The sequence below is a fragment of the Escherichia albertii genome (genome assembly GCF_028622335.1).
Lineage (GTDB): Bacteria > Pseudomonadota > Gammaproteobacteria > Enterobacterales > Enterobacteriaceae > Escherichia > Escherichia albertii.
The window spans coordinates 3,958,372-3,982,431 of the sequence record NZ_CP117568.1; the positions used below are offsets into that span (position 1 = coordinate 3,958,372).

Below are 24,060 nucleotides of genomic sequence, written 5' to 3' on the forward strand. Positions count from 1 at the left end.
AGGAATACTATGAGTCTGAATTTCCTTGATTTTGAACAGCCGATTGCAGAGCTGGAAGCGAAAATCGATTCTCTGACTGCGGTTAGCCGCCAGGATGAGAAACTGGATATTAATATCGATGAAGAAGTGCATCGTCTGCGTGAAAAAAGCGTAGAACTGACGCGTAAAATCTTTGCCGATCTCGGTGCATGGCAGATTGCCCAACTGGCACGTCATCCGCAGCGCCCTTATACCCTGGATTATGTTCGCCTGGCATTTGATGAATTTGACGAACTGGCTGGCGACCGTGCGTATGCAGACGATAAAGCGATCGTCGGTGGTATCGCCCGTCTCGACGGTCGTCCGGTGATGATCATTGGTCACCAGAAAGGTCGCGAAACCAAAGAAAAAATTCGTCGTAACTTTGGTATGCCGGCGCCAGAAGGTTACCGCAAAGCACTGCGTCTGATGCAAATGGCTGAACGTTTTAAGATGCCAATCATCACCTTTATCGACACTCCGGGCGCTTATCCTGGCGTGGGCGCAGAAGAGCGCGGTCAGTCTGAAGCTATTGCTCGCAACTTGCGCGAAATGTCTCGTCTGAACGTACCGGTGATCTGCACCGTGATCGGTGAAGGTGGCTCCGGCGGCGCGCTGGCGATTGGCGTGGGCGATAAAGTAAATATGCTGCAATACAGCACCTATTCCGTTATCTCGCCGGAAGGTTGTGCTTCTATCCTCTGGAAGAGCGCGGATAAAGCGCCTCTGGCGGCAGAAGCGATGGGGATCATCGCTCCGCGTCTGAAAGAACTGAAACTGATTGACTCCATCATCCCGGAACCGCTGGGCGGCGCTCACCGTAACCCGGAAGCGATGGCTGCATCTTTGAAAGCGCAACTGCTGGCGGATCTGGCCGATCTCGACGTGTTAAGCACTGAAGATTTAAAAAATCGTCGTTATCAGCGTCTGATGAGCTACGGCTACGCATAATCAGTAAATGTTCTGAAAAGGGTCACTTCGGTGGCCCTTTTTTATCGCCGCAGTTTGAGCTGGCTATGATTAAGGAAAGATTTTCCTGGAGGAACACCTGACGTCTTCTTACCCTCCGGGCGTGCCACTACTGATGGCGGGAGAAATACTGACCCAGAAGAGCTGTGCGGTGCCAGGTTTTCTGCTGCTACTTTGTTCGGTGGGTAAAGTTCCCCCGGTTTCGCAACGGATATTCACGGTGCGAAGCAGAATGAAGATGGTGTTTATCGCGTACGAGCGCTAAAAATAGCTGGATAACTTGCCAGACAAGCCAGGAGGCGAGTAACGTGCAGTTAACAAATAAAGGAGACGCTATGCTGGGGTTAAAACAGGTTCACCATATTGCGATTATTGCGACGGATTATGCGCAGAGCAAAGCCTTCTACTGCGACATTCTCGGTTTCACGCTGCAAAGCGAAGTCTATCGCGAAGAACGAGATTCGTGGAAAGGGGATTTGGCGCTTAATGGGCAGTATGTGATTGAGCTTTTCTCATTCCCTTTTCCGCCAGAACGCCCCAGTCGCCCAGAAGCTTGCGGCCTGCGTCATCTGGCGTTTAGCGTTGATAATATTGATGACGCGGTGGCGCACCTGGAAAGTCATAACGTGAAATGTGAAGCGATACGTGTCGATCCATACACGCAAAAACGCTTCACGTTCTTTAACGATCCTGACGGATTACCATTGGAATTGTACGAACTGTAAGGCTTGTCATTACGGAATTTGCCCGGTAACGTGCCGGGCATCATCACGATAAAGCAGCACCATTATGACACTCACGCTGAATACACATCTTCTTTCATCACGCCAGATTCTGGTGGCCTTTAGCGGCGGCCTTGATTCAACTGTTCTGCTGCATCAGCTGGTGCAGTGGCGGATGGAAAATCCGGGCGTCACTCTGCGCGCTATTCATGTGCATCACGGTTTAAGTGCCAATGCCGATGCCTGGGTTATGCATTGCGAGAACATCTGCCAACAGTGGCAGGTGCCGCTGGTGGTTGAACGAGTACAACTTGCGGAGGAAGGATTGGGTATTGAGGCCCAGGCCCGGCAAGCGCGTTATCAGGCATTTGCCCACACCTTGTTGCCCGGTGAAGTGCTGGTTACAGCGCAACATCTTGACGATCAATGTGAAACCTTTCTGCTGGCGCTCAAACGCGGCAGCGGTCCTGCCGGGCTTTCTGCCATGGGGGAAGTCTCAGATTTTGCCGGAACGCAACTCATCCGCCCATTACTTGCCCGCACGCGTGGAGAACTTGAGTTGTGGGCGCATGAACATGGCCTGCGCTGGATTGAAGACGAAAGTAATCAGGATGATACCTACGATCGTAACTTTCTGCGCTTGCATGTGGTGCCGTTATTGCAGCAGCGTTGGCCGCATTTTACCGAAGCAACGGCTCGTAGCGCCGCACTTTGCGCTGAACAAGAACGTCTTCTGGATGAACTGCTGGCGGATGATTTAGCACACTGTCAAACGTCGCAGGGAACGTTGCTGATTACGCCAATGATGACGATGAGCGATGCCCGTCGCGCGGCGATTATTCGTCGCTGGCTGGCGAAGTTGAATGCGCCGATGCCTTCCCGCGACGCTCTGGTGCGTATCTGGCAGGAAGTGGCGCTGGCGCGAGAAGATGCTTCTCCTTGCTTGCGCTTTGGCGCGTTTGAAATCCGTCGCTATCAGTCGCAATTGTGGTGGATTAAATCCTTTGTCGGGCAAAGCGAAACTATTGTGCCGTGGCAGATGTGGCAACAGTCGCTGGAATTACCGGCGGGGCTGGGAAGTGTACAGCTTACTGCGGGAGGCGATATTCGCTTTCCACGTGCAGACGAAGCGGTCAGCGTGCGTTTTAAAGCGTCAGGATTACTGCATATTGTCGGGCGCAACGGTGGGCGCAAGTTAAAGAAAATCTGGCAGGAACTGGGCGTGCCGCCGTGGTTGCGCGACACCACGCCGTTACTGTTTTATGGCGAAACGTTGATTGCGGCGGCAGGGATTTTTGTGACGCAAGAAGGTGTGGCTGAAGATGAGAACGGCGTAAGTTTTGTCTGGCAGAGAAACGCTTAGTTAAGTGAAAGCCGGATAAGACGTATCAAACGTCGCATCCGGCAAAAGTGAATCAGGACTCGCTCACCACCACTGTTCCGATTTCCGGGTGGCTAAAGCTGGTAATTTTATCCAGACGCAGCTCGCGGGGTTCGCCAGCGGCCTCGACAATCAGATATTCCACATTTTTGCGGGAGACTAAATCGCTGGCCTTCGCCTGCAATTTTTCGCCATCTTTCAGCTCCAGCGTCAGCATTAAATGGTGCTGGCAGGCGAGCTCAAGATTATCGTAATCATCACAATTGATTGGTTGATACGTATCATTCATTGACATAATCGCTCACCAGTAAGTTTGCAGCAGCGTATGCCGCTTTTTCCCTGACAGCTTCTGAAAGGGCATCGTCGGCTGCCATTTCATTCAGCACTTTCAAAACGCAGCCCAGCGCGTCTGGAACGTATCCTAAGTCTCCGCTGGCAATTTCCGCGTACCGCTTGCGTATTAACTCACAATATTTTTCCACATGCCCTCCTGTCAGTACTCTGACTTAACCGTGGATGCAAGTCTAAGCCTACGAAGATAAACTCTGTTTCGCAAGGTGACTATACCACACTCATTTCTGCAATATCAGCGTCGCAACTGCACGTATTCCGTTACAATGGCCTCCTGATTCGAAAGGAGTTTTCTTATGGCGCTTAAAGCGACAATTTATAAAGCGACAGTTAATGTGGCCGATCTCGACCGCAACCAGTTTCTCGATGCCTCTCTGACGCTGGCGCGCCACCCTTCAGAAACCCAGGAACGTATGATGCTGCGTCTGCTGGCGTGGATGAAATATGCCGATGAACGTCTGCAATTTACCCGTGGTTTGTGTGCTGATGATGAGCCGGAAGCATGGTTGCGTAATGATCATCTGGGGATTGATTTGTGGATTGAACTGGGATTGCCGGACGAACGACGGATTAAGAAAGCCTGCACCCAGGCCGCAGAAGTGGCGTTGTTTGCCTATAATAGTCGGGCAGCGCAAATCTGGTGGCAACAAAATCAAAACAAATGCGCGCAATTTGCCAACCTGTCAGTCTGGTATCTGGACGATGAGCAGTTGGCAAAAGTAAGCGCCTTCGCTGACCGGACTATGACGCTACAGGCGACGATTCAGGATGGCGTTATCTGGTTATCGGATGACAGGAATAATCTGGAAGTGAACTTAACTGCCTGGCAACCACCATCATGATTGTGATTTCCCGGCATGCAGTTATCCCCGATAGTGAGTATGAGATCACCGCTATTCGAGCGCAGGACGCGGGGGGGGCAGCATGTTAATAAGGCCTCAACGGCCATTCATTTGCGTTTTGACATTCGGGCCTCCAGCCTGCCAGAGTATTACAAAGAACGCCTGCTTGCCGCCAGCCATCATCTGATCAGCAGCGATGGCGTGATTGTTATTAAGGCACAGGAATATCGTAGCCAGGAGCTTAACCGCGAAGCGGCGCTGGCCCGACTGATGACGGTAATTAAAGAATTGACCACCGTACAAAAAGCCCGCCGACCAACACGGCCCACCCGCGCATCAAAAGAACGCCGGCTGGCATCGAAGGCACAAAAATCAACCGTGAAGGCAATGCGTGGCAAAGTGCGCAGTGGTCGGGAATAAAAAGAAGGAATGAAGAGTGAGAAAAGCGATAGTGACAGCGATGGCTGTAATCAGCCTTTTTACACTTATGGGATGTAATAATCGTGCCGAAGTCGAGATGCTTTCTCCGGCGCAGGCTGCTGAATTGAAACCGATGCCGCAAAACTGGCGCGGCGTGCTACCGTGTGCTGATTGCGAAGGTATCGAAACCTCTTTGTTCCTCGAAAAAGACGGAACCTGGGTAATGAATGAGCGCTATCTGGGCGCACGAGAAGAGCCTTCGTCCTTTGCTTCTTACGGCACCTGGGCGCGAACCGCCGACAAGTTGCTACTTACCGATAGTAAAGGTGAGAAGTCATATTATCGGGTGAGAGGCGATGCGCTGGAGATGCTCGATCGTGAAGGTAATCCGATTGAATCCCAGTTCAACTATACGCTGGAACCGACAAAATCCAGTCTGCCTGTGACGCCGATGACCATGCGCGGCATGTATTTTTATATGGCTGACGCGGCGACCTTTACCGATTGCGCAACGGGTAAACGGGTCATTGTCGCTAGCGATCCTCGCCTTGAGCGAGATTATCTGGCGATACGCGATACGGCAGAGAAACCCGTATTGTTGGCAATGGAAGGTCATTTTACTCTGGAAGAGAACCCGGACACGGGCGAATCGGTAAAAGTGCTGGTGGCGGATAAAGAGATTAAATTTATTCCAGGACAGGATTGCAGCAGCAAATAAAGAGAACCCCCGCGACAGGTCGCGGGGGGAGCAACAGTGTTATCAGCCTTTAATGGCTTTTAGCAGAAAATCGACGATATCACCGGTCTTGATTAACTGTTTCTCGCCATTACGACGATATTTGTATTCGATATCGTCATTGTCGAGGTTACGGTCGCCCAGCACGATGGTGTGTGGAATACCAATCAGTTCCATATCGGCAAACATCACGCCTGGACGCTCTTTACGATCATCCAGCAGTACTTCGATCCCCTGTGCACGCAGTTCGCTGTACAGTTTCTCAGCCAGCTCTTGTACGCGGAAAGATTTGTGCATGTTCATCGGTAGAATTGCTACCTGGAACGGTGCGATAGCGTCAGGCCACACGATGCCGCGTTCGTCATAGTTCTGCTCAATTGCTGCAGCCACTACGCGCGTTACCCCGATACCGTAGCAACCCATCGTCAGGATCTGGTTACGGCCATCTTCGCCCTGAACGGAGGCTTTCAGGGCTTCGGAGTACTTAGTACCCAGCTGGAAGATGTGACCGACTTCGATACCACGTTTGATCAGCAGTGTACCCTGACCATCCGGGCTTGGATCGCCAGCCACCACGTTACGGATATCAGCAACTTCTGGAGTAGCGACATCGCGATCCCAGTTGATACCGAAGTAGTGTTTACCGTCGATGTTAGCACCAGCAGCAAAATCACTCATTGCCGCAACGGTACGGTCAATTACTACCGGAATCGGCATGTTTACCGGACCCAGCGAACCCGGACCCGCTTTAACCACGGCGCGAATTTCTTCTTCAGTTGCGAAAGTCAGCGGGCTTGCAACCTGCGGCAGTTTTTCCGCTTTAACTTCATTCAGCTCGTGGTCGCCGCGCACCAGCAGCGCAACCAGCGGGAAGCTACTGCCTTCAACCGCTTTAACCAGCAGAGTCTTAACCGTTTTCTCAATCGGCAGATTGAACTGTTCAACCAGTTCGGCGATGGTTTTCGCGTTCGGCGTATCAACCAACGTCATTTCCTGAGTAGCAGCGCCGCGCGGTTCTTTCGGTGCGATAGCTTCTGCCAGCTCAATGTTTGCCGCGTAGTCAGAGGTGTCGGAGAAGACCACATCATCTTCACCACTCTGCGCCAGCACCTGGAATTCGTGAGAGGCGCTGCCGCCGATAGAGCCCGTATCAGCCTGAACGGCGCGGAAATCCAGCCCCATACGGCTGAAGATTTTACTGTAGGCTGCATACATTGCATCATAGGTTTCCTGCAGGGATTCCTGAGAAGTATGGAAAGAGTAGGCATCTTTCATCAGGAATTCGCGGGAACGCATCACGCCAAAACGCGGGCGAACTTCGTCACGGAATTTCGTCTGGATTTGGTAGAAGTTCAGTGGCAACTGTTTGTAAGAGCTGAGCTCATTACGAATCAGGTCGGTGATGACTTCTTCGTGAGTTGGGCCGAGTACGAACGGACGATCGCCACGGTCAGCAATACGCAGCAATTCCGGGCCGTACTGTTCCCAACGACCACTCTCTTGCCACAGTTCAGATGGCTGAACCACCGGCATTAACACCTCGATAGCACCGGCGTTGTTCATCTCTTCACGCACGATGTTTTCGACTTTTTTCAGGACGCGCACGCCGGTCGGCAGCCAGGTGTATAACCCGGAGGCCAGCTTGCGGATCATCCCGGCGCGCAGCATCAGCTGGTGGCTGATAACCTCGGCGTCGGCAGGTGTCTCCTTAAGAGTGGAGAGCAGGTATTGGCTAGTACGCATGTTGTTACGGTTCCAGTTGGAAGGTAGAACAGGCTCAAAGTGAGCCTGGGACAAAAAAAGTGATTTAGTTTACCAGTGCAAAAGAGATGTCAAAAGAGAAGGGCGTGAATTTAACGCGGTTCCAGCGCAAAGACTTCAAAACCGGCATCGGTGACGCGCCAGCGGACATTAAAATCATGCAGCCAGACGGCATAGGTTTTACCCGCTTCTTCACCTTTACGATAGGCTGGGCGCGGGTCCTGCGCCAGTACTTCACGAATAAACCGCGTTAACTGCGGATAACGCTTCTCCAGTGTTAAAAGCTGTTTTTTGACTTCTGTGGTAAAGCTCACTGCCATCTCTGCCGCTGGCGCACTTTGCGCATAGCTGGCGCTGGCATCGGGAAGCGATTCAGCAAAGGGGAGATACGGTTTTATATCTACCACCGGCGTACCATCGACCAGATCCAGACTGCCAAGCTTCAGAATCACGTTATCTTTATGGCAAACAACCTCTTGCAGCTCTACCAGCGACATACCAATCGGGTTAGGACGGAAAGTAGAGCGTGTGGCGAAAACGCCCATTCTGGCATTACCACCAAGACGAGGTGGGCGCACAGTTGGGCGCCAGCCGCCTTCCATTGTTTGATGAAAGACGAAAAGTATCCATAAATGGCTGAATGCTTCCAGGCCGCGAACGGCGTCGGCCTGGTTGTATGGAGCAATGAGATGCAGTTCGCCGTTAGCACTTTTTACCAGACCTGGCTGGCGTGGAACGGCGAATTTTTCTTTATAGGGCGAGCGAATAACGCCTATTTGCTCGAACTGGAAACTGCTCATTTTGCCGTAATGTTAAGCGCAGAACCGATACATACAGCCTGACGATAGCAGCCTGGCGTGCCGCTGGTGACTTCACAGCTATGCAGCAATACTGCGTTGGCTTTCATTTTAGAGGCGTTGATTTGCATCCGCTTACGTGCAGTTGGGATACTCGGCGGAGAGTCCTGATTAGAGGCCTGGCAAGAGTCGCCGCTCACTTCACCGAGATCGCGAAACGGTTTGCCGACTAATTCTTCAGCATTGGTATAAATTCGGACCGGCGTAGCGCGCGGCGCTTTCGGTTTTGCTGGCTCCGCTTTCGGCTGGGGTGCGGTGCTTTGAACGGGTTCGACAGGGGATCTGCTTAACATGGAACAGCCGCTCAGCATGAGTGCTAATAAACAGATCGGTAAAGCACGCATAGTATTTCCTCAATGTATGATCAAAACGTCAATATTGAATCAGGCGCTTATAAAAATAACAAGACGGGCAAGCGCCCGTCCTGAATGATATTACAAATTGTGGAAACAGCCTAAAAATTACCAGCCTTTAACTGCACCGCCGTTAAACACTTTGTTTGCCGCTTCGTAAACTTCATCAGACTGATAAGCCTGGACGAATTTCTTCACGTTTTCTGCGTCTTTGTTATCTTCACGCGTCACGATCAGATTCACGTAAGGAGACTCTTTGTCTTCTACGAAGATTCCATCTTTTGCCGGGGTCAGGCCAATCTGGCTGGCGTAGGTGGTATTGATAACTGCCAGTTCAATCTGAGCATCGTCCAGAGAACGCGGCAATTGTGGCGCTTCCAGCTCAACAATTTTCAGATTTTTTGGGTTCTCGACTACATCAAGAACGGTCGGCAGCAGACCAACGCCATCTTTCAGTTTGATTAACCCCACTTTTTGCAGCAACAGCAGCGAACGACCGAGGTTAGTCGGATCGTTGGGAACGGCAACCTGCGAACCATTCGGAAGTTCATCTAATGATTTAATTTTCTTGGAATAGCCGGCAATCGGATAAACAAAGGTATTGCCTACTGCTACCAGTTTGTAGCCACGATCTTTCAGTTGTTGATCGAGATATGGTTTGTGCTGGAAGGCGTTGGCGTCGATATCGCCTTTGCTCAATGCTTCGTTCGGCAGCACGTAGTCGTTGAAGGTTACCAGTTCAACGTCCAGGCCATATTTGTCTTTCGCGACTTTCTGTGCAACTTCTGCAACCTGCTGTTCGGCGCCGACAATCACACCGACTTTAATGTGATTCGGATCTTTTTCATCCGGGCCACAGCCTACCAGTGCCAGAGATCCAATCAGAGCTCCCACTGCCGCAAATGTTTTGAATTTGAACGCCATACTTTATTCCTTCTTCAATTATTTATGTTGTGTTGAACGTTACTTGCGAGTGACAGCCCGGACGATGCGATCGCCTGCGAACTGAATTAAATAAACCAGAATGACCAGTAATACCAGAACCGTATTCATGACAGTCGCGTTATAGCCGATGTAACCATATTGATAGCCAATCTGACCCAGGCCACCGGCACCGACTGCGCCACCCATCGCGGAATAACCAACCAGAGTAATCAGCGTAATGGTTGCGGCGTTCACCAGACCCGGAAGCGCTTCCGGTAACAGCACTTTACGGACGATCTGCATCGGTGTGGCGCCCATTGCGCGAGAGGCTTCAATCAACCCGGTTGGGATTTCCAGCAGGGCATTCTCGACCATACGAGCAATGAACGGCGCTGCGCCAACGGTCAGTGGAACAATCGCTGCCTGTAAGCCAATCGATGTACCGACAATAACGCGGGTGAACGGAATCATCCATACCAGTAAGATAATGAACGGGATGGAACGGAAAATGTTCACAATCGCAGATATGGTGCGATACAGCTTAGCGTTGGCAATAATTTGTCCCGGACGCGTGACATAAAGCAAGACGCCGACCGGCAGACCAATCACAAAACCGAAAAAACCGGATACGAAGGTCATTGCCAGCGTTTCCCATACGCCACGAACCAGTAACCACATCATCGGCTCAGACATAACCCAGTACCTCTACTTTTACATGGTGTTCCTGCAGCCAGGCAATGGCGGCTTGCGTATCTTGTTGTGTGCCGTGCATTTCAGTCAGCATGATGCCGAACTTCACGCCACCGGCGTAATCCATCTGCGCACTAATTATGTTGTTATTGACGTTGAAACGGCGCGCAGTTTCTGAAAGCAATGGCGCATCTACTGATTGGCCAGTAAATTCCAGACGTAGCATTGGCACGCAGTCAGTGAAGGGCTCTGTTTTTAAACGTGCCTGATAATCTTCCGGGATATCCAGATGCAGGGTCGACTGAATAAACTTCTGCGCCAGTGGTGTTTTGGGATGTGAGAACACTTCGCTTACCGTGTCCTGCTCGATCAGTTCGCCATTGCTGATGACCGCCACGCAATCACAAATGCGCTTCACAACGTCCATTTCGTGGGTGATCAACAGAATCGTCAAACCCAGACGACGGTTGATGTCTTTCAGCAGTTCGAGAATAGAACGCGTGGTTGCCGGGTCCAGCGCGCTGGTGGCTTCATCGCACAGCAATACTTTGGGATTGCTGGCTAACGCACGGGCAATCGCCACACGCTGTTTCTGCCCGCCGGAAAGATTTGACGGGTAGCTATCATGCTTATCGCCAAGACCAACCAGCGCCAGCAGCTCAGTCACGCGACGTTTGATCTCGTCTTTCGGCGTGTTGTCCAGCTCCAGCGGCAGCGCCACGTTGCCAAAAACAGTACGCGAAGAGAGTAGATTAAAATGCTGGAAAATCATGCCAATCTGGCGGCGCGCTTTGGTCAGTTCGGATTCTGACAGCGTGGTCAGCTCTTGACCGTCGACCAGCACGCTACCCTCGGTTGGGCGCTCCAGCAGGTTTACACAACGGATAAGCGTACTCTTACCCGCGCCCGAGGCACCGATAACGCCATAAATTTGTCCAGCAGGCACATGCAGGCTGACGTTATTCAACGCCTGAATGGTGCGGGTGCCCTGGTGGAACACTTTGCTGATATTCGAAAGTTTTATCATTGATATTTATTATCGTAATTAAGTTAGCCGTGGCATTTTCGTCTGCCTGATACGGTCAAAGCCGTCAACGAAATGGATGTTAAGGCATCCAGACGTCTAAATCAATCAGGTTTATACGAAGAGCACTTTCTTGCTGGTCGAAACATGCGATACTAACGCGACATACCTTATTAAGGAGCTATAAAAGGTGGCGAAGAGCGTACCCGCAATTTTTCTTGACCGTGATGGCACCATTAATGTCGATCACGGCTATGTTCACGAGATTGACAACTTTGAATTTATCGACGGTGTCATCGACGCGATGCGCGAGTTAAAAAAGATGGGCTTTGCGCTGGTAGTGGTGACTAACCAGTCTGGCATTGCGCGCGGTAAATTTACTGAAGCGCAGTTTGAAACGTTGACTGAGTGGATGGACTGGTCGCTGGCGGACCGCGATGTTGATCTGGATGGCATTTATTATTGCCCGCATCATCCGCAAGGGAGTGTTGAAGAATTTCGCCAGGTTTGCGATTGCCGCAAACCGCATCCAGGGATGCTTATCTCGGCACGCGATTATTTGCATATTGATATGACCGCTTCTTATATGGTGGGCGATAAATTAGAAGATATGCAGGCAGCCGCTGCGGCGAATGTCGGAACTAAGGTGCTGGTGCGTACGGGGAAACCTGTTACTCCAGAAGCGGAAGACGCGGCGGATTGGGTGTTAAATAGCCTGGCAGACCTGCCGCAAGCGATAAAAAAGCAGCAAAAACCGACGTGATGATTAAAAGGTGAGCTGTTGAAATAAAAATGCATTTTTTTGCTTGTCTTCCTGAAACGACTCCCTATAATGCGCCTCCATCGACACGGCGGATGTGAATCACTTCACACAAACAGCCGGTTCGGTTGAAGAGAAAAATCCTGAAATTCGGGGTTGACTCTGAAAGAGGAAAGCGTAATATACGCCACCTCGCGACAGTGAGCTGAAAGCTGCGTCGCAACTGCTCTTTAACAATTTATCAGACAATCTGTGTGGGCACTCGAAGATACGGATTCTTAACGTCGCAAGACGAAAATGAATACCAAGTCTCAAGAGTGAACACGTAATTCATTACGAAGTTTAATTCTTTGAGCATCAAACTTTTAAATTGAAGAGTTTGATCATGGCTCAGATTGAACGCTGGCGGCAGGCCTAACACATGCAAGTCGAACGGTAACAGGAAGAAGCTTGCTTCTTTGCTGACGAGTGGCGGACGGGTGAGTAATGTCTGGGAAACTGCCCGATGGAGGGGGATAACTACTGGAAACGGTAGCTAATACCGCATAACGTCGCAAGACCAAAGAGGGGGACCTTCGGGCCTCTTGCCATCGGATGTGCCCAGATGGGATTAGCTTGTTGGTGAGGTAACGGCTCACCAAGGCGACGATCCCTAGCTGGTCTGAGAGGATGACCAGCCACACTGGAACTGAGACACGGTCCAGACTCCTACGGGAGGCAGCAGTGGGGAATATTGCACAATGGGCGCAAGCCTGATGCAGCCATGCCGCGTGTATGAAGAAGGCCTTCGGGTTGTAAAGTACTTTCAGCGGGGAGGAAGGGAGTAAAGTTAATACCTTTGCTCATTGACGTTACCCGCAGAAGAAGCACCGGCTAACTCCGTGCCAGCAGCCGCGGTAATACGGAGGGTGCAAGCGTTAATCGGAATTACTGGGCGTAAAGCGCACGCAGGCGGTTGATTAAGTCAGATGTGAAATCCCCGGGCTCAACCTGGGAACTGCATCTGATACTGGTCAGCTTGAGTCTCGTAGAGGGGGGTAGAATTCCAGGTGTAGCGGTGAAATGCGTAGAGATCTGGAGGAATACCGGTGGCGAAGGCGGCCCCCTGGACGAAGACTGACGCTCAGGTGCGAAAGCGTGGGGAGCAAACAGGATTAGATACCCTGGTAGTCCACGCCGTAAACGATGTCGACTTGGAGGTTGTGCCCTTGAGGCGTGGCTTCCGGAGCTAACGCGTTAAGTCGACCGCCTGGGGAGTACGGCCGCAAGGTTAAAACTCAAATGAATTGACGGGGGCCCGCACAAGCGGTGGAGCATGTGGTTTAATTCGATGCAACGCGAAGAACCTTACCTGGTCTTGACATCCACGGAAGTTTTCAGAGATGAGAATGTGCCTTCGGGAACCGTGAGACAGGTGCTGCATGGCTGTCGTCAGCTCGTGTTGTGAAATGTTGGGTTAAGTCCCGCAACGAGCGCAACCCTTATCCTTTGTTGCCAGCGGTTAGGCCGGGAACTCAAAGGAGACTGCCAGTGATAAACTGGAGGAAGGTGGGGATGACGTCAAGTCATCATGGCCCTTACGACCAGGGCTACACACGTGCTACAATGGCGCATACAAAGAGAAGCGACCTCGCGAGAGCAAGCGGACCTCATAAAGTGCGTCGTAGTCCGGATTGGAGTCTGCAACTCGACTCCATGAAGTCGGAATCGCTAGTAATCGTGGATCAGAATGCCACGGTGAATACGTTCCCGGGCCTTGTACACACCGCCCGTCACACCATGGGAGTGGGTTGCAAAAGAAGTAGGTAGCTTAACCTTCGGGAGGGCGCTTACCACTTTGTGATTCATGACTGGGGTGAAGTCGTAACAAGGTAACCGTAGGGGAACCTGCGGTTGGATCACCTCCTTACCTGAAAGAACTGTACTTTGCAGTGCTCACACAGATTGTCTGATGAAAATGAGCAGTAAAACCTCTACAGGCTTGTAGCTCAGGTGGTTAGAGCGCACCCCTGATAAGGGTGAGGTCGGTGGTTCAAGTCCACTCAGGCCTACCAAATTTGCACGGCAAATTTGAAGAGGTTTTAACTACATGTTATGGGGCTATAGCTCAGCTGGGAGAGCGCCTGCTTTGCACGCAGGAGGTCTGCGGTTCGATCCCGCATAGCTCCACCATCTCTGTAGTGATTAAACAAAAAATACTTCAGAGTGTACCTGCAAAGGTTCACTGCGAAGTTTTGCTCTTTAAAAATCTGGATCAAGCTGAAAATTGAAACACTGAATAGTCGAAAGATTATTCGTGAGTCTCTCAAATTTTCGCAACACGATGATGAATCGAAAGAAACATCTTCGGGTTGTGAGGTTAAGCGACTAAGCGTACACGGTGGATGCCCTGGCAGTCAGAGGCGATGAAGGACGTGCTAATCTGCGAAAAGCGTCGGTAAGGTGATATGAACCGTTATAACCGGCGATGTCCGAATGGGGAAACCCAGTGTGTTCCGACACACTATCATTAACTGAATCCATAGGTTAATGAGGCGAACCGGGGGAACTGAAACATCTAAGTACCCCGAGGAAAAGAAATCAACCGAGATTCCCCCAGTAGCGGCGAGCGAACGGGGAGGAGCCCAGAGCCTGAATCAGTGTGTGTGTTAGTGGAAGCGTCTGGAAAGGCGCGCGATACAGGGTGACAGCCCCGTACACAAAAATGCACATGCTGTGAGCTCGAAGAGTAGGGCGGGACACGTGGTATCCTGTCTGAATATGGGGGGACCATCCTCCAAGGCTAAATACTCCTGACTGACCGATAGTGAACCAGTACCGTGAGGGAAAGGCGAAAAGAACCCCGGCGAGGGGAGTGAAAAAGAACCTGAAACCGTGTACGTACAAGCAGTGGGAGCCTCTTAATGGGGTGACTGCGTACCTTTTGTATAATGGGTCAGCGACTTATATTCTGTAGCAAGGTTAACCGAATAGGGGAGCCGGAGGGAAACCGAGTCTTAACTGGGCGTTAAGTTGCAGGGTATAGACCCGAAACCCGGTGATCTAGCCATGGGCAGGTTGAAGGTTGGGTAACACTAACTGGAGGACCGAACCGACTAATGTTGAAAAATTAGCGGATGACTTGTGGCTGGGGGTGAAAGGCCAATCAAACCGGGAGATAGCTGGTTCTCCCCGAAAGCTATTTAGGTAGCGCCTCGTGAATTCATCTCCGGGGGTAGAGCACTGTTTCGGCAAGGGGGTCATCCCGACTTACCAACCCGATGCAAACTGCGAATACCGGAGAATGTTATCACGGGAGACACACGGCGGGTGCTAACGTCCGTCGTGAAGAGGGAAACAACCCAGACCGCCAGCTAAGGTCCCAAAGTCATGGTTAAGTGGGAAACGATGTGGGAAGGCCCAGACAGCCAGGATGTTGGCTTAGAAGCAGCCATCATTTAAAGAAAGCGTAATAGCTCACTGGTCGAGTCGGCCTGCGCGGAAGATGTAACGGGGCTAAACCATGCACCGAAGCTGCGGCAGCGACGCTGATGCGTTGTTGGGTAGGGGAGCGTTCTGTAAGCCTGTGAAGGTGTGCTGTGAGGCATGCTGGAGGTATCAGAAGTGCGAATGCTGACATAAGTAACGATAAAGCGGGTGAAAAGCCCGCTCGCCGGAAGACCAAGGGTTCCTGTCCAACGTTAATCGGGGCAGGGTGAGTCGACCCCTAAGGCGAGGCCGAAAGGCGTAGTCGATGGGAAACAGGTTAATATTCCTGTACTTGGTGTTACTGCGAAGGGGGGACGGAGAAGGCTATGTTGGCCGGGCGACGGTTGTCCCGGTTTAAGCGTGTAGGCTGGTTTTCCAGGCAAATCCGGAGAATCAAGGCTGAGGCGTGATGACGAGGCACTACGGTGCTGAAGCAACAAATGCCCTGCTTCCAGGAAAAGCCTCTAAGCATCAGGTAGCATCAAATCGTACCCCAAACCGACACAGGTGGTCAGGTAGAGAATACCAAGGCGCTTGAGAGAACTCGGGTGAAGGAACTAGGCAAAATGGTGCCGTAACTTCGGGAGAAGGCACGCTGATGGTAGGTGAAGCGACTTGCTCGTGGAGCTGAAATCAGTCGAAGATACCAGCTGGCTGCAACTGTTTATTAAAAACACAGCACTGTGCAAACACGAAAGTGGACGTATACGGTGTGACGCCTGCCCGGTGCCGGAAGGTTAATTGATGGGGTCAGCGCAAGCGAAGCTCTTGATCGAAGCCCCGGTAAACGGCGGCCGTAACTATAACGGTCCTAAGGTAGCGAAATTCCTTGTCGGGTAAGTTCCGACCTGCACGAATGGCGTAATGATGGCCAGGCTGTCTCCACCCGAGACTCAGTGAAATTGAACTCGCTGTGAAGATGCAGTGTACCCGCGGCAAGACGGAAAGACCCCGTGAACCTTTACTATAGCTTGACACTGAACACTGGTCCTTGATGTGTAGGATAGGTGGGAGGCTTTGAAGTGTGGACGCCAGTCTGCATGGAGCCGTCCTTGAAATACCACCCTTTAATGGCTGGTGTTCTAACGTTGGCCCCTTATCGGGGTTGCGGACAGTGTCTGGTGGGTAGTTTGACTGGGGCGGTCTCCTCCTAAAGAGTAACGGAGGAGCACGAAGGTTGGCTAATCCTGGTCGGACATCAGGAGGTTAGTGCAATGGCATAAGCCAGCTTGACTGCGAGCGTGACGGCGCGAGCAGGTGCGAAAGCAGGTCATAGTGATCCGGTGGTTCTGAATGGAAGGGCCATCGCTCAACGGATAAAAGGTACTCCGGGGATAACAGGCTGATACCGCCCAAGAGTTCATATCGACGGCGGTGTTTGGCACCTCGATGTCGGCTCATCACATCCTGGGGCTGAAGTAGGTCCCAAGGGTATGGCTGTTCGCCATTTAAAGTGGTACGCGAGCTGGGTTTAGAACGTCGTGAGACAGTTCGGTCCCTATCTGCCGTGGGCGCTGGAGAACTGAGGGGGGCTGCTCCTAGTACGAGAGGACCGGAGTGGACGCATCACTGGTGTTCGGGTTGTCATGCCAATGGCACTGCCCGGTAGCTAAATGCGGAAGAGATAAGTGCTGAAAGCATCTAAGCACGAAACTTGCCCCGAGATGAGTTCTCCCTGAGACTTAGAGTCTCCTGAAGGAACGTTGAAGACGACGACGTTGATAGGCCGGGTGTGTAAGCGCAGCGATGCGTTGAGCTAACCGGTACTAATGAACCGTGAGGCTTAACCTTACAACGCCGAAGGTGTTTTGGCGGATTGAGAGAAGATTTTCAGCTCAGATTCAGAGTCCGAAGGGTTTTACGCTGAGACAAGGCGGCAAATGAAGCGAAGGAAGGAGCATACTGAAGTATGTGACTGACTTTCGGGAATGCAGCCGGCGCAGTATCAGTGGAAAAGACACAGGACAGAGCACAAAGAATTTGCCTGGCGGAGATAGCGCGGTGGTCCCACCTGACCCCATGCCGAACTCAGAAGTGAAACGCCGTAGCGCCGATGGTAGTGTGGGGCTTCCCCATGCGAGAGTAGGGAACTGCCAGGCATCAAATTTAGTAGTAAGCCGGTCATAAAACTGGTGGTTGTAAAAGAATTCGGTGGAGCGGTAGTTCAGTCGGTTAGAATACCTGCCTGTCACGCAGGGGGTCGCGGGTTCGAGTCCCGTCCGTTCCGCCACTTATTAAGAAGCCTCGAGTTAATGCTCGAGGTTTTTTTTCGTCTGTATTTCTATTATTGCCAAAACCGCAAAAATCCTCTGCGTTTTACGCTCTTTTTTCGCAACAGTCTGAAGCTCATAATCGTCTCAGTTAACGAACATTGCATTAAAAGAGGCATATTATGGCTATCCCTGCATTTGGTTTAGGTACTTTCCGTCTCAAAGACGACGTTGTTATTGCATCAGTGAAAACGGCGCTTGAGCTTGGCTATCGCGCAATTGATACCGCACAAATCTATGATAACGAAGCAGCTGTAGGTCAGGCGGTTGCAGAAAGCGGCGTGCCACGTAATGAACTCTACATCACTACTAAAATCTGGATTGAAAACCTCACTAAAGACAAACTAATCCCGAGTCTGAAAGAGAGTCTGCAAAAATTGCGTACCGATTATGTTGAGCTGACGCTAATCCACTGGCCATCACCAAACGATGAAGTCTCTGTTGAAGAGTTTATGCAGGCGCTACTGGAAGCGAAAAAACAAGGGCTGACGCGTGAGATCGGTATTTCCAACTTCACGATCCCGTTGATGGCGAAAGCGATTGCTGCTGTTGGCGCTGAAAACATCGCCACCAACCAGATTGAACTCTCTCCTTATCTGCAAAACCGTAAAGTGGTCGATTGGGCTAAGCAGCACGGCATCCATATTACTTCCTATATGACGCTGGCTTATGGTAAAGCGCTGAACGATGAGGTTATTGCTCGTATCGCAGCGAAACACAATGCGACTCCGGCACAAGTGATTCTGGCGTGGGCTATGGGGGAAGGTTACTCAGTAATTCCTTCTTCTACTAAACGTGAAAACCTGGCGAGCAACCTGCAGGCAGTTAATTTACAGCTTGATGCTGAAGATAAAAAAGCGATCGCCGCACTGGATTGCAACGACCGCCTGGTAAGCCCGGAAGGTCTGGCTCCTGAATGGGATTAAGCCTCTCTGACAGCTCCTCCGGGAGCTGTTTTTACATGCTCGCTAAGGAAATCGATAAAAGCCCGGATGCGCGTACTTACCGCACGGTCGCTGTAATAGACGGCGCTGAAGGGCATTTCTACCGGCAGTACTTTGTCTGCCATTAACTCTACCAGTTCGCCACGAGCGATTTCTCTATCGATCATATAGTCGGACAAACACGCAATCCCGTTGCCACTCAAGCAAAGTTGTTTCAGTGTTTCCCCACTATTGGATGACAAACCATACTTCACCTCATGTAATTGCCCATCGCAACAGGCTATCGGCCAGGTATTGAGGGAAGCAGGTTCAGTGAATCCCAGGCAAACATGTTGCTTTAAATCGTCGATAGTTTCTGGTTTCCCGTAGCGGGCAATATAGTCAGGGGAGGCGATAATTTTTCGATAGCTGGTAAACAACGGCCTGGCTCGCAGACTGGAGTCTGTCAACGTACCAGCACGAATCGCGACATCCACTTTTCTTTCAATCAGATTAATAATGGTTTCGGAAGAGACTAACGACAAAGTCACTTCCGGATAGCGTTCACGAAATGGCTTAATTAACGGCATCAGGAAGTGTAGCACCACGGGTGTCGCGGCATCTATTCGCAACAGCCCGCGTGGCATATTACGAGTTTCCATAATTTCTGATTCTGCTGCCGCCATCTCCTGTAAAATCGACTGTACGCGACGAAAATAACGTTCACCTTCCTCCGTCAGGCTGAGTTGCCGCGTGGTGCGATTAAGCAAGCTGACGCCAAGTTTCATTTCAAGCTTTTTTACCGCCCGGCTTACCGCAGAGTTCGCTTGTCCTAATTGTTCAGCCGCCCGGCTAAAACTTCCGCTCTCGACCACCGAAACAAAAATGGCGAGTTCTTCCGACGTAGCTTTCATTTTTGCACCTGTCGCAAAATATTAGAGGTATTTTGAATCTATTTGTTATTAAACCATTCAGATAGATGATATGTCATCCAATTTATAAGCGTTATGAGCGAGTAAAAAACTGTCGATGTAAGCGTTCACTTACAAAACAATATGCAGTTGTTCGTTGAAAGAGTGAGCTAAAATCCCTATAACAGTAGAACCCTCCCGAGTGCGGAAGGGTTGACGTAATAGAGGTTTCAAAGTCTAAAGTGCGAAAAAACACCTATGCCATGCGCTATGTTGCTGGACAACCTGCGGAAAGGATTTTACCTCCGGGGTCTTTTGCGAGCATTGGTCAGGCATTACCACCCGGTGAACCACTAAGTACAGAAGATCGTATTCGGATCCTGGTGTGGAACATCTACAAACAACAACGCGCTGAATGGTTGTCGGTATTAAAGAACTACGGAAAAGATGCGCACCTGGTTTTATTACAGGAAGCACAGACGACGCCAGAGTTGGTGCAGTTCGCGACCGCTAACTATCTTGCCGCCGATCAGGTGCCCGCTTTCGTGCTACCACAACATCCTTCCGGCGTAATGACCCTTTCGGCGGCGCATCCTGTTTATTGTTGCCCATTACGCGAGCGTGAACCTATATTGCGTCTGGCGAAGTCAGCGTTGGTGACGGTTTATCCATTGCCAGACACACGTCTATTGATGGTAGTAAATATTCATGCAGTTAATTTCAGTCTGGGTGTAGATGTCTATAGTAAGCAGTTACTTCCTATCGGAGACCAGATTGCACATCACAGCGGCCCAGTCATTATGGCGGGAGATTTCAATGCCTGGAGCCGTAGAAGGATGAACGCGTTATATCGCTTTGCGCGGGAAATGTCGCTGCGCCAGGTACGCTTTATGGATGACCAGCGCCGTCGGGCATTTGGCCGCCCGCTCGATTTTGTCTTCTACCGAGGTTTGAACGTCAGCGAAGCTTCTGTACTGGTGACTCGCGCTTCTGATCACAATCCGCTACTCGTTGAATTCAGTCCCGGCAAACCTGATAAATAAGGTAAGTCTGGTCTGCCTGGGCAGACCAACTTTGGCGCTGCCCTATGGGACGCGAGAATGCACACGCCAGACGTATTAGTGAATGCTATACGCGTTTACCAGCGATACCATCATGGTTGAAGCACATAAAGCGGCGTAAATGAAAAAGGCACCGGGGGAATCGGTGCCTTTTTGTTATCTGGTTTGTCAGGAGTCAGGCATGTTGTTGTTTTTCACAAACAACGTCAACTTATCGCCTGGTTGCAAATTTGCAGTATCGTTGTTCCAGCGCATCACATCTTTGATGTTCACGCCATGACGCTTAGCAATACTTGAAAGCGAATCGCCTTTGCGCACACGATACGTGATACTGTCGCTGTTGTTTGCCAACCGTTGGGCGCTATCACCAGCACCAATTGTCAGACTTTGGCCTGGTTTCAGCTTAGAACCGCGCAGATTGTTCCACTGCTGCAAATTCCTGGTGCTTACGCCGAGACGTGAAGCGATACTTGAAAGCGTGTCGCCAGAGCGTACGGTGTAAACACGGCTGTTAAGCGGCGTATTGTCGGCAACCAGTGTCGACTGTACGTCTGCAATTTCACCTGAAGCCAGGGATTCACGTAGTTGATCCGCATGCTTCTTTGGCACCATCACGTACTGTGGACCACTTGCGCCCAACGTGGATCCTTTCACGCCTGCGTTGAATGTCTTCAGTTTGCTGACGGAAATCCCCGCCATATCTGCAACCTTCGCCATTTCAACCGGGCTGCTCAGGTGCACACGCGCCAGAGCGCGGCTTTCATCGGTCGTCGGCAGACGTACGCCATAACGTTTGCTGTTTTTGAGGATATCACTCAATGCCAACATTTTAGGCACGTACTGCTTCGTTTCCTGCGGCAAGGGTAACGACCAGAAGTCTGTGGATTTGCCACGCGCTTTGTTCGTTTTGATTGCCTTCATGACCCGACCTTCGCCGCTGTTATAAGCCGCTACGGTCAGAAGCCAGTCGCCGTCAAACATCTTGTTCAGACGCTGCATCATGTTCAGTGCGGCTGTTGTTGAAGCAACAACATCGCGACGTGCGTCATAATTGCGGGTCTGTTTCAAACCATAATTGCGCCCCGTGCTCGGAATGATCTGCCAGATACCTGCGGCATTGGCGCCAGACGTCGCGTGAGGATCAAAAGCGCTCTCCACTATGGGTAGTAGTACCAGCTCCATAGGCATGTTACGTTTTTTAACTTGCCCGGCTATCCAGTACATATACGGCTCTGCCCGTAAAGTTACATCGTGGAGATAGCTCTTATTGCGTAAGTATTTCTGTTTTTGTTCGCGAATCCGGTCGTTTTCCGGAATTCCCATCTTTAGCTCGTCGCCTATGAAAGCCCACAAGTCACCATCTGGCGCGATAGACGTCCCATCGTCCATCCATCGTGCCTGACTTGTAAACTTTGCTGCTTCCCCTTGACCAGCCGCAGAAAGGCTCTGTGCATGCTGCTGAACGTTACCGGTACCCTGGCAACCTACAAGCAGGACAGAGGCGAGTAATATCGCTTTTGCCTTCATGTGTGTGTCAATAGTTGCTTAAAAGACGACCGATCATAGCGGCGAACGAAGCCGATGACAAGAAAGTTTTATCAGAATCTATCTTTCTTTGACCTTAACCAGGCAAAACGTTCTTCAGGGTGTTGCAATAATGTTTCTTTGTTAATTACGTTAATTAAATCAATATCTTCCGTTCTTAAAAAAACATTAATTTGTCGCTCATTTTTCAGAATTACGGGCAGTGTCATTTGATTTTTAGCCCGTAACTCCTTAACTTTACGATAATAATCATTTATGGACAAATCGTGCGGAAGAATACTCAAGGCAAACTTCATATTTGATAACGTATATTCATGAGCACAACATACCAATGTATCGTCAGGTAACGCACTTAACTTTTTAAGTGATTGATACATTTGGAACGGTGTCCCTTCGAATAACCGACCACAGCCACCAGAAAACAGCGTATCGCCGCAAAATAGATAAGGTTTGCTGAAGTAACAGATGTGTCCCAAAGTGTGACCCGGTGTGGCAATTACACTAAATTCATGCCCCAAAACGAGGGCAGTTTCGCCATCTTTGACTACGAGCGTTGTTCCCTTATCTTGTGTCTCTTGTGGGCCATACACCACAATTTGCGGAAATTTTTCCACCAGTTTTTTCACGCCGCCAACGTGATCGTGGTGATGGTGGGTGAGAAATATGGCCTCCGGTTGCCAGTTATTGGCGGCAATGGCCTTTAATACTGGCTCTGCGTCTCCGGGATCGACAATCAGGCAACGACCTGCTTCATTAGTCAAAACCCAGATGTAATTGTCATCAAAGGCGGGAATACTGTTAAGATTCATAGATTACCTCTCAGTGTGAAACGGAAGGTTGTGATGAAACCGGCAAGAGTCTCTCAAACTGTCGTGGCTCCCGATTGCTGGGGCGATTTGCCCTGGGGAGAGCTTTATCGCAAGGCGCTGGAGCGCCAGCTCAACCCGTGGTTCACTAAAATGTATGGTTTTCATCTGCTTAAGATTGGTAATTTAAGCGCAGAAATCAATTGCGAAGCGTGCGCAGTTTCTCATCAAGTGAATGTTTCTGCGCAAGGAATACCCGTTCAGGTGCAGGCGGACCCACTTCATCTTCCTTTTGCCGATAAATCCGTCGATGTTTGTTTGCTGGCACATACATTGCCGTGGTGCACCGATCCGCATCGTTTATTGCGTGAAGCCGATCGGGTATTGATTGATGATGGCTGGCTGGTCATTAGTGGCTTCAATCCCATCAGTTTAATGGGATTACGCAAACTTGTGCCGGTATTGCGAAAAACATCGCCCTATAACAGCCGGATGTTTACTCTGATGCGGCAACTGGACTGGCTCTCTTTGTTGAATTTTGAAGTGTTACACGCCAGCCGTTTCCATGTTCTCCCGTGGAACAAACACGGCGGAAAACTGTTGAGCACGCATATTCCTGCGCTTGGTTGCTTACAACTTATCGTTGCCCGGAAACGGACTATTCCTCTGACGCTCAACCCGATGAAACAAAGTAAAAATAAACCACGGATCCGCCAGGCGGTTGGCGCCACCCGGCAATGTCGTAAACCACAGGCTTAAACTTCGACTTGATATCCTGTATCTTCCCGCGTGGGATTCATCGCCGCGGCACGAGCCAGTTCATCACAGCGTTCGTTTTCCGGGTGTCCGGCATGGCCTTTAACCCATTGCCATTTGATTTGATGCTGACCCAACGCGGCATCGAGACGTTGCCAGAGATCGACATTTTTTACCGGTTTTTTATCTGCTGTTTTCCAGCCACGTTTTTTCCAGTTGTGGATCCACTGGGTGATCCCCTGGCGGACGTACTGGCTGTCGGTACTCAAAATGACTTCGCAATGTTCTTTTAATGCTTCCAGCGCGACAATAGCGGCCATCAACTCCATACGGTTGTTGGTGGTGCGGGTGTAGCCTGCGCTAAAAGTTTTTTCGCGTCCACGATAGCGTAAAATAGCACCGTAGCCTCCCGGTCCTGGATTACCCAGACACGAACCATCGGTGAAAATTTCTACCTGTTTAAGCATCTCTGGTAGACTTCCTGTAATTGAATCGAACTGTAAAACGACAAG

General features: G+C 50.7%; 21 protein-coding genes, 3 tRNA genes, 3 rRNA genes and 2 pseudogenes. 17 read left to right on the top strand and 12 right to left on the bottom strand.

What is annotated here, in order from left to right; all coding sequences use genetic code 11:
* The first annotated feature begins 9 nt into the window (after positions 1-9).
* The 4 genes and pseudogenes from accA to tilS all read left to right on the top strand — a co-directional run bounded on the left by accA (position 10) and on the right by tilS (position 3,072).
* The gene (gene accA / locus PS053_RS19110; RefSeq protein ID WP_000055744.1) at positions 10-969 is read left to right on the top strand and encodes an acetyl-CoA carboxylase carboxyl transferase subunit alpha; all 960 of its coding nucleotides are present in this window, start codon (positions 10-12) and stop codon (positions 967-969) included.
* A gap of 109 nt (positions 970-1,078) precedes the next feature.
* Positions 1,079-1,266 (top strand): annotated as a pseudogene (locus PS053_RS19115) (Orn/Lys/Arg family decarboxylase); the annotation flags it as partial.
* A gap of 56 nt (positions 1,267-1,322) precedes the next feature.
* Positions 1,323-1,712 carry a VOC family protein gene (locus tag PS053_RS19120; RefSeq protein ID WP_000901084.1) on the top strand — a complete coding sequence of 130 codons (390 nt, stop codon included), beginning with the start codon at positions 1,323-1,325 and terminating at the stop codon, positions 1,710-1,712.
* Between the two features lie 64 nt (positions 1,713-1,776).
* Positions 1,777-3,072: a tRNA lysidine(34) synthetase TilS gene (tilS, locus tag PS053_RS19125; protein WP_000176588.1), complete on the top strand. Its 1,296-nt coding sequence runs from the start codon at positions 1,777-1,779 to the stop codon at positions 3,070-3,072.
* A gap of 52 nt (positions 3,073-3,124) precedes the next feature.
* Here the strand turns inward: tilS and rof are convergent, their stop codons facing one another.
* Both rof and PS053_RS19135 read right to left on the bottom strand, forming a co-directional pair.
* Complete coding sequence (rof, locus tag PS053_RS19130) at positions 3,125-3,385, bottom strand: Rho-binding antiterminator (RefSeq protein WP_000062309.1); 261 nt, start codon at positions 3,383-3,385, stop codon at positions 3,125-3,127.
* On the bottom strand, positions 3,372-3,572 hold the full coding sequence (locus tag PS053_RS19135) for a YaeP family protein (protein WP_000417058.1): 201 nt from the start codon (positions 3,570-3,572) through the stop codon (positions 3,372-3,374). The genes rof and PS053_RS19135 overlap by 14 nt, the downstream gene beginning before the upstream one ends.
* 165 nt (positions 3,573-3,737) lie before the next feature.
* Here PS053_RS19135 and PS053_RS19140 point away from each other — a divergent pair, with 165 nt between their 5' ends.
* The 3 genes and pseudogenes from PS053_RS19140 to nlpE all read left to right on the top strand — a co-directional run bounded on the left by PS053_RS19140 (position 3,738) and on the right by nlpE (position 5,421).
* The gene (locus PS053_RS19140) at positions 3,738-4,283 is read left to right on the top strand and encodes a YaeQ family protein (protein ID WP_001185304.1); all 546 of its coding nucleotides are present in this window, start codon (positions 3,738-3,740) and stop codon (positions 4,281-4,283) included.
* Positions 4,280-4,703, top strand: a pseudogene (gene arfB, locus PS053_RS19145) (alternative ribosome rescue aminoacyl-tRNA hydrolase ArfB). Before PS053_RS19140 ends, arfB begins: the two are co-directional and overlap by 4 nt.
* 16 nt (positions 4,704-4,719) lie before the next feature.
* The gene (gene nlpE, locus PS053_RS19150) at positions 4,720-5,421 is read left to right on the top strand and encodes an envelope stress response activation lipoprotein NlpE (RefSeq protein ID WP_256878674.1); all 702 of its coding nucleotides are present in this window, start codon (positions 4,720-4,722) and stop codon (positions 5,419-5,421) included.
* Positions 5,422-5,463: 42 nt separating this feature from the next.
* Here the strand turns inward: nlpE and proS are convergent, their stop codons facing one another.
* From proS to metN, 6 genes are all read right to left on the bottom strand, one after another.
* Positions 5,464-7,182, bottom strand: a complete 1,719-nt coding sequence (gene proS / locus PS053_RS19155; RefSeq protein WP_025237601.1) for a proline--tRNA ligase — start codon at positions 7,180-7,182, stop codon at positions 5,464-5,466.
* 110 nt (positions 7,183-7,292) lie between these two features.
* Positions 7,293-8,000 (bottom strand): tRNA (N6-threonylcarbamoyladenosine(37)-N6)-methyltransferase TrmO, encoded by a 708-nt coding sequence (gene tsaA / locus PS053_RS19160; protein WP_137648629.1) that lies wholly within the window; start codon positions 7,998-8,000, stop codon positions 7,293-7,295.
* Positions 7,997-8,401 (bottom strand): Rcs stress response system protein RcsF, encoded by a 405-nt coding sequence (gene rcsF, locus PS053_RS19165; protein WP_001202318.1) that lies wholly within the window; start codon positions 8,399-8,401, stop codon positions 7,997-7,999. The genes tsaA and rcsF overlap by 4 nt, the downstream gene beginning before the upstream one ends.
* 117 nt (positions 8,402-8,518) lie before the next feature.
* Positions 8,519-9,334, bottom strand: a complete 816-nt coding sequence (gene metQ / locus PS053_RS19170; RefSeq protein WP_000874219.1) for a methionine ABC transporter substrate-binding lipoprotein MetQ — start codon at positions 9,332-9,334, stop codon at positions 8,519-8,521.
* A 39-nt stretch (positions 9,335-9,373) separates the two neighbouring features.
* On the bottom strand, positions 9,374-10,027 hold the full coding sequence (locus tag PS053_RS19175; protein WP_001294595.1) for a methionine ABC transporter permease MetI: 654 nt from the start codon (positions 10,025-10,027) through the stop codon (positions 9,374-9,376).
* Positions 10,020-11,051, bottom strand: a complete 1,032-nt coding sequence (gene metN, locus PS053_RS19180) for a methionine ABC transporter ATP-binding protein MetN (RefSeq protein WP_044714064.1) — start codon at positions 11,049-11,051, stop codon at positions 10,020-10,022. The genes PS053_RS19175 and metN overlap by 8 nt, the downstream gene beginning before the upstream one ends.
* 187 nt (positions 11,052-11,238) lie before the next feature.
* Here metN and gmhB point away from each other — a divergent pair, with 187 nt between their 5' ends.
* From gmhB to dkgB, 8 genes are all read left to right on the top strand, one after another.
* The gene (gmhB, locus tag PS053_RS19185) at positions 11,239-11,811 is read left to right on the top strand and encodes a D-glycero-beta-D-manno-heptose 1,7-bisphosphate 7-phosphatase (RefSeq protein ID WP_059273325.1); all 573 of its coding nucleotides are present in this window, start codon (positions 11,239-11,241) and stop codon (positions 11,809-11,811) included.
* Between the two features lie 364 nt (positions 11,812-12,175).
* Positions 12,176-13,717 (top strand): 16S ribosomal RNA (locus tag PS053_RS19190).
* Between the two features lie 68 nt (positions 13,718-13,785).
* Positions 13,786-13,862 (top strand) — tRNA-Ile (locus PS053_RS19195).
* 42 nt (positions 13,863-13,904) lie between these two features.
* Positions 13,905-13,980, top strand: a tRNA-Ala gene (locus PS053_RS19200).
* Positions 13,981-14,165: 185 nt separating this feature from the next.
* Positions 14,166-17,067: ribosomal RNA gene (locus PS053_RS19205) — 23S ribosomal RNA — on the top strand.
* A 192-nt stretch (positions 17,068-17,259) separates the two neighbouring features.
* Positions 17,260-17,375, top strand: a 5S ribosomal RNA gene (gene rrf / locus PS053_RS19210).
* The 16S, 23S and 5S rRNA genes sit together here with 3 tRNA genes alongside, the layout of an rRNA operon.
* A gap of 54 nt (positions 17,376-17,429) precedes the next feature.
* A tRNA-Asp gene (locus PS053_RS19215) sits at positions 17,430-17,506 on the top strand.
* Between the two features lie 162 nt (positions 17,507-17,668).
* Positions 17,669-18,472 carry a 2,5-didehydrogluconate reductase DkgB gene (gene dkgB, locus PS053_RS19220; protein WP_256879480.1) on the top strand — a complete coding sequence of 268 codons (804 nt, stop codon included), beginning with the start codon at positions 17,669-17,671 and terminating at the stop codon, positions 18,470-18,472.
* On the opposite strand, the gene yafC is transcribed toward dkgB, so the two are convergent.
* A complete protein-coding gene (yafC, locus tag PS053_RS19225) occupies positions 18,469-19,383 on the bottom strand; it encodes a DNA-binding transcriptional regulator YafC (protein ID WP_059259530.1) in 915 nt (304 codons plus the stop codon). The genes dkgB and yafC overlap by 4 nt on opposite strands.
* A 239-nt stretch (positions 19,384-19,622) precedes the next feature.
* Between yafC and PS053_RS19230 the strand changes: the two genes are divergently transcribed.
* Positions 19,623-20,423 (top strand): endonuclease/exonuclease/phosphatase family protein, encoded by an 801-nt coding sequence (locus PS053_RS19230; protein WP_256879479.1) that lies wholly within the window; start codon positions 19,623-19,625, stop codon positions 20,421-20,423.
* A 186-nt stretch (positions 20,424-20,609) separates the two neighbouring features.
* Here PS053_RS19230 and mltD read toward each other — a convergent pair whose 3' ends face one another.
* Positions 20,610-21,968, bottom strand: a complete 1,359-nt coding sequence (gene mltD / locus PS053_RS19240) for a murein transglycosylase D (RefSeq protein WP_000644672.1) — start codon at positions 21,966-21,968, stop codon at positions 20,610-20,612.
* Between the two features lie 71 nt (positions 21,969-22,039).
* Complete coding sequence (gloB, locus tag PS053_RS19245; protein ID WP_256879478.1) at positions 22,040-22,795, bottom strand: hydroxyacylglutathione hydrolase; 756 nt, start codon at positions 22,793-22,795, stop codon at positions 22,040-22,042.
* Positions 22,796-22,828: 33 nt separating this feature from the next.
* Between gloB and PS053_RS19250 the strand changes: the two genes are divergently transcribed.
* A complete protein-coding gene (locus PS053_RS19250; protein ID WP_002430288.1) occupies positions 22,829-23,551 on the top strand; it encodes a class I SAM-dependent methyltransferase in 723 nt (240 codons plus the stop codon).
* Here the strand turns inward: PS053_RS19250 and rnhA are convergent.
* Complete coding sequence (rnhA, locus tag PS053_RS19255; RefSeq protein WP_000917887.1) at positions 23,548-24,015, bottom strand: ribonuclease HI; 468 nt, start codon at positions 24,013-24,015, stop codon at positions 23,548-23,550. The two genes, PS053_RS19250 and rnhA, sit on opposite strands and share 4 nt — an antisense overlap.
* Between the last annotated feature and the right edge of the window lie 45 nt (positions 24,016-24,060).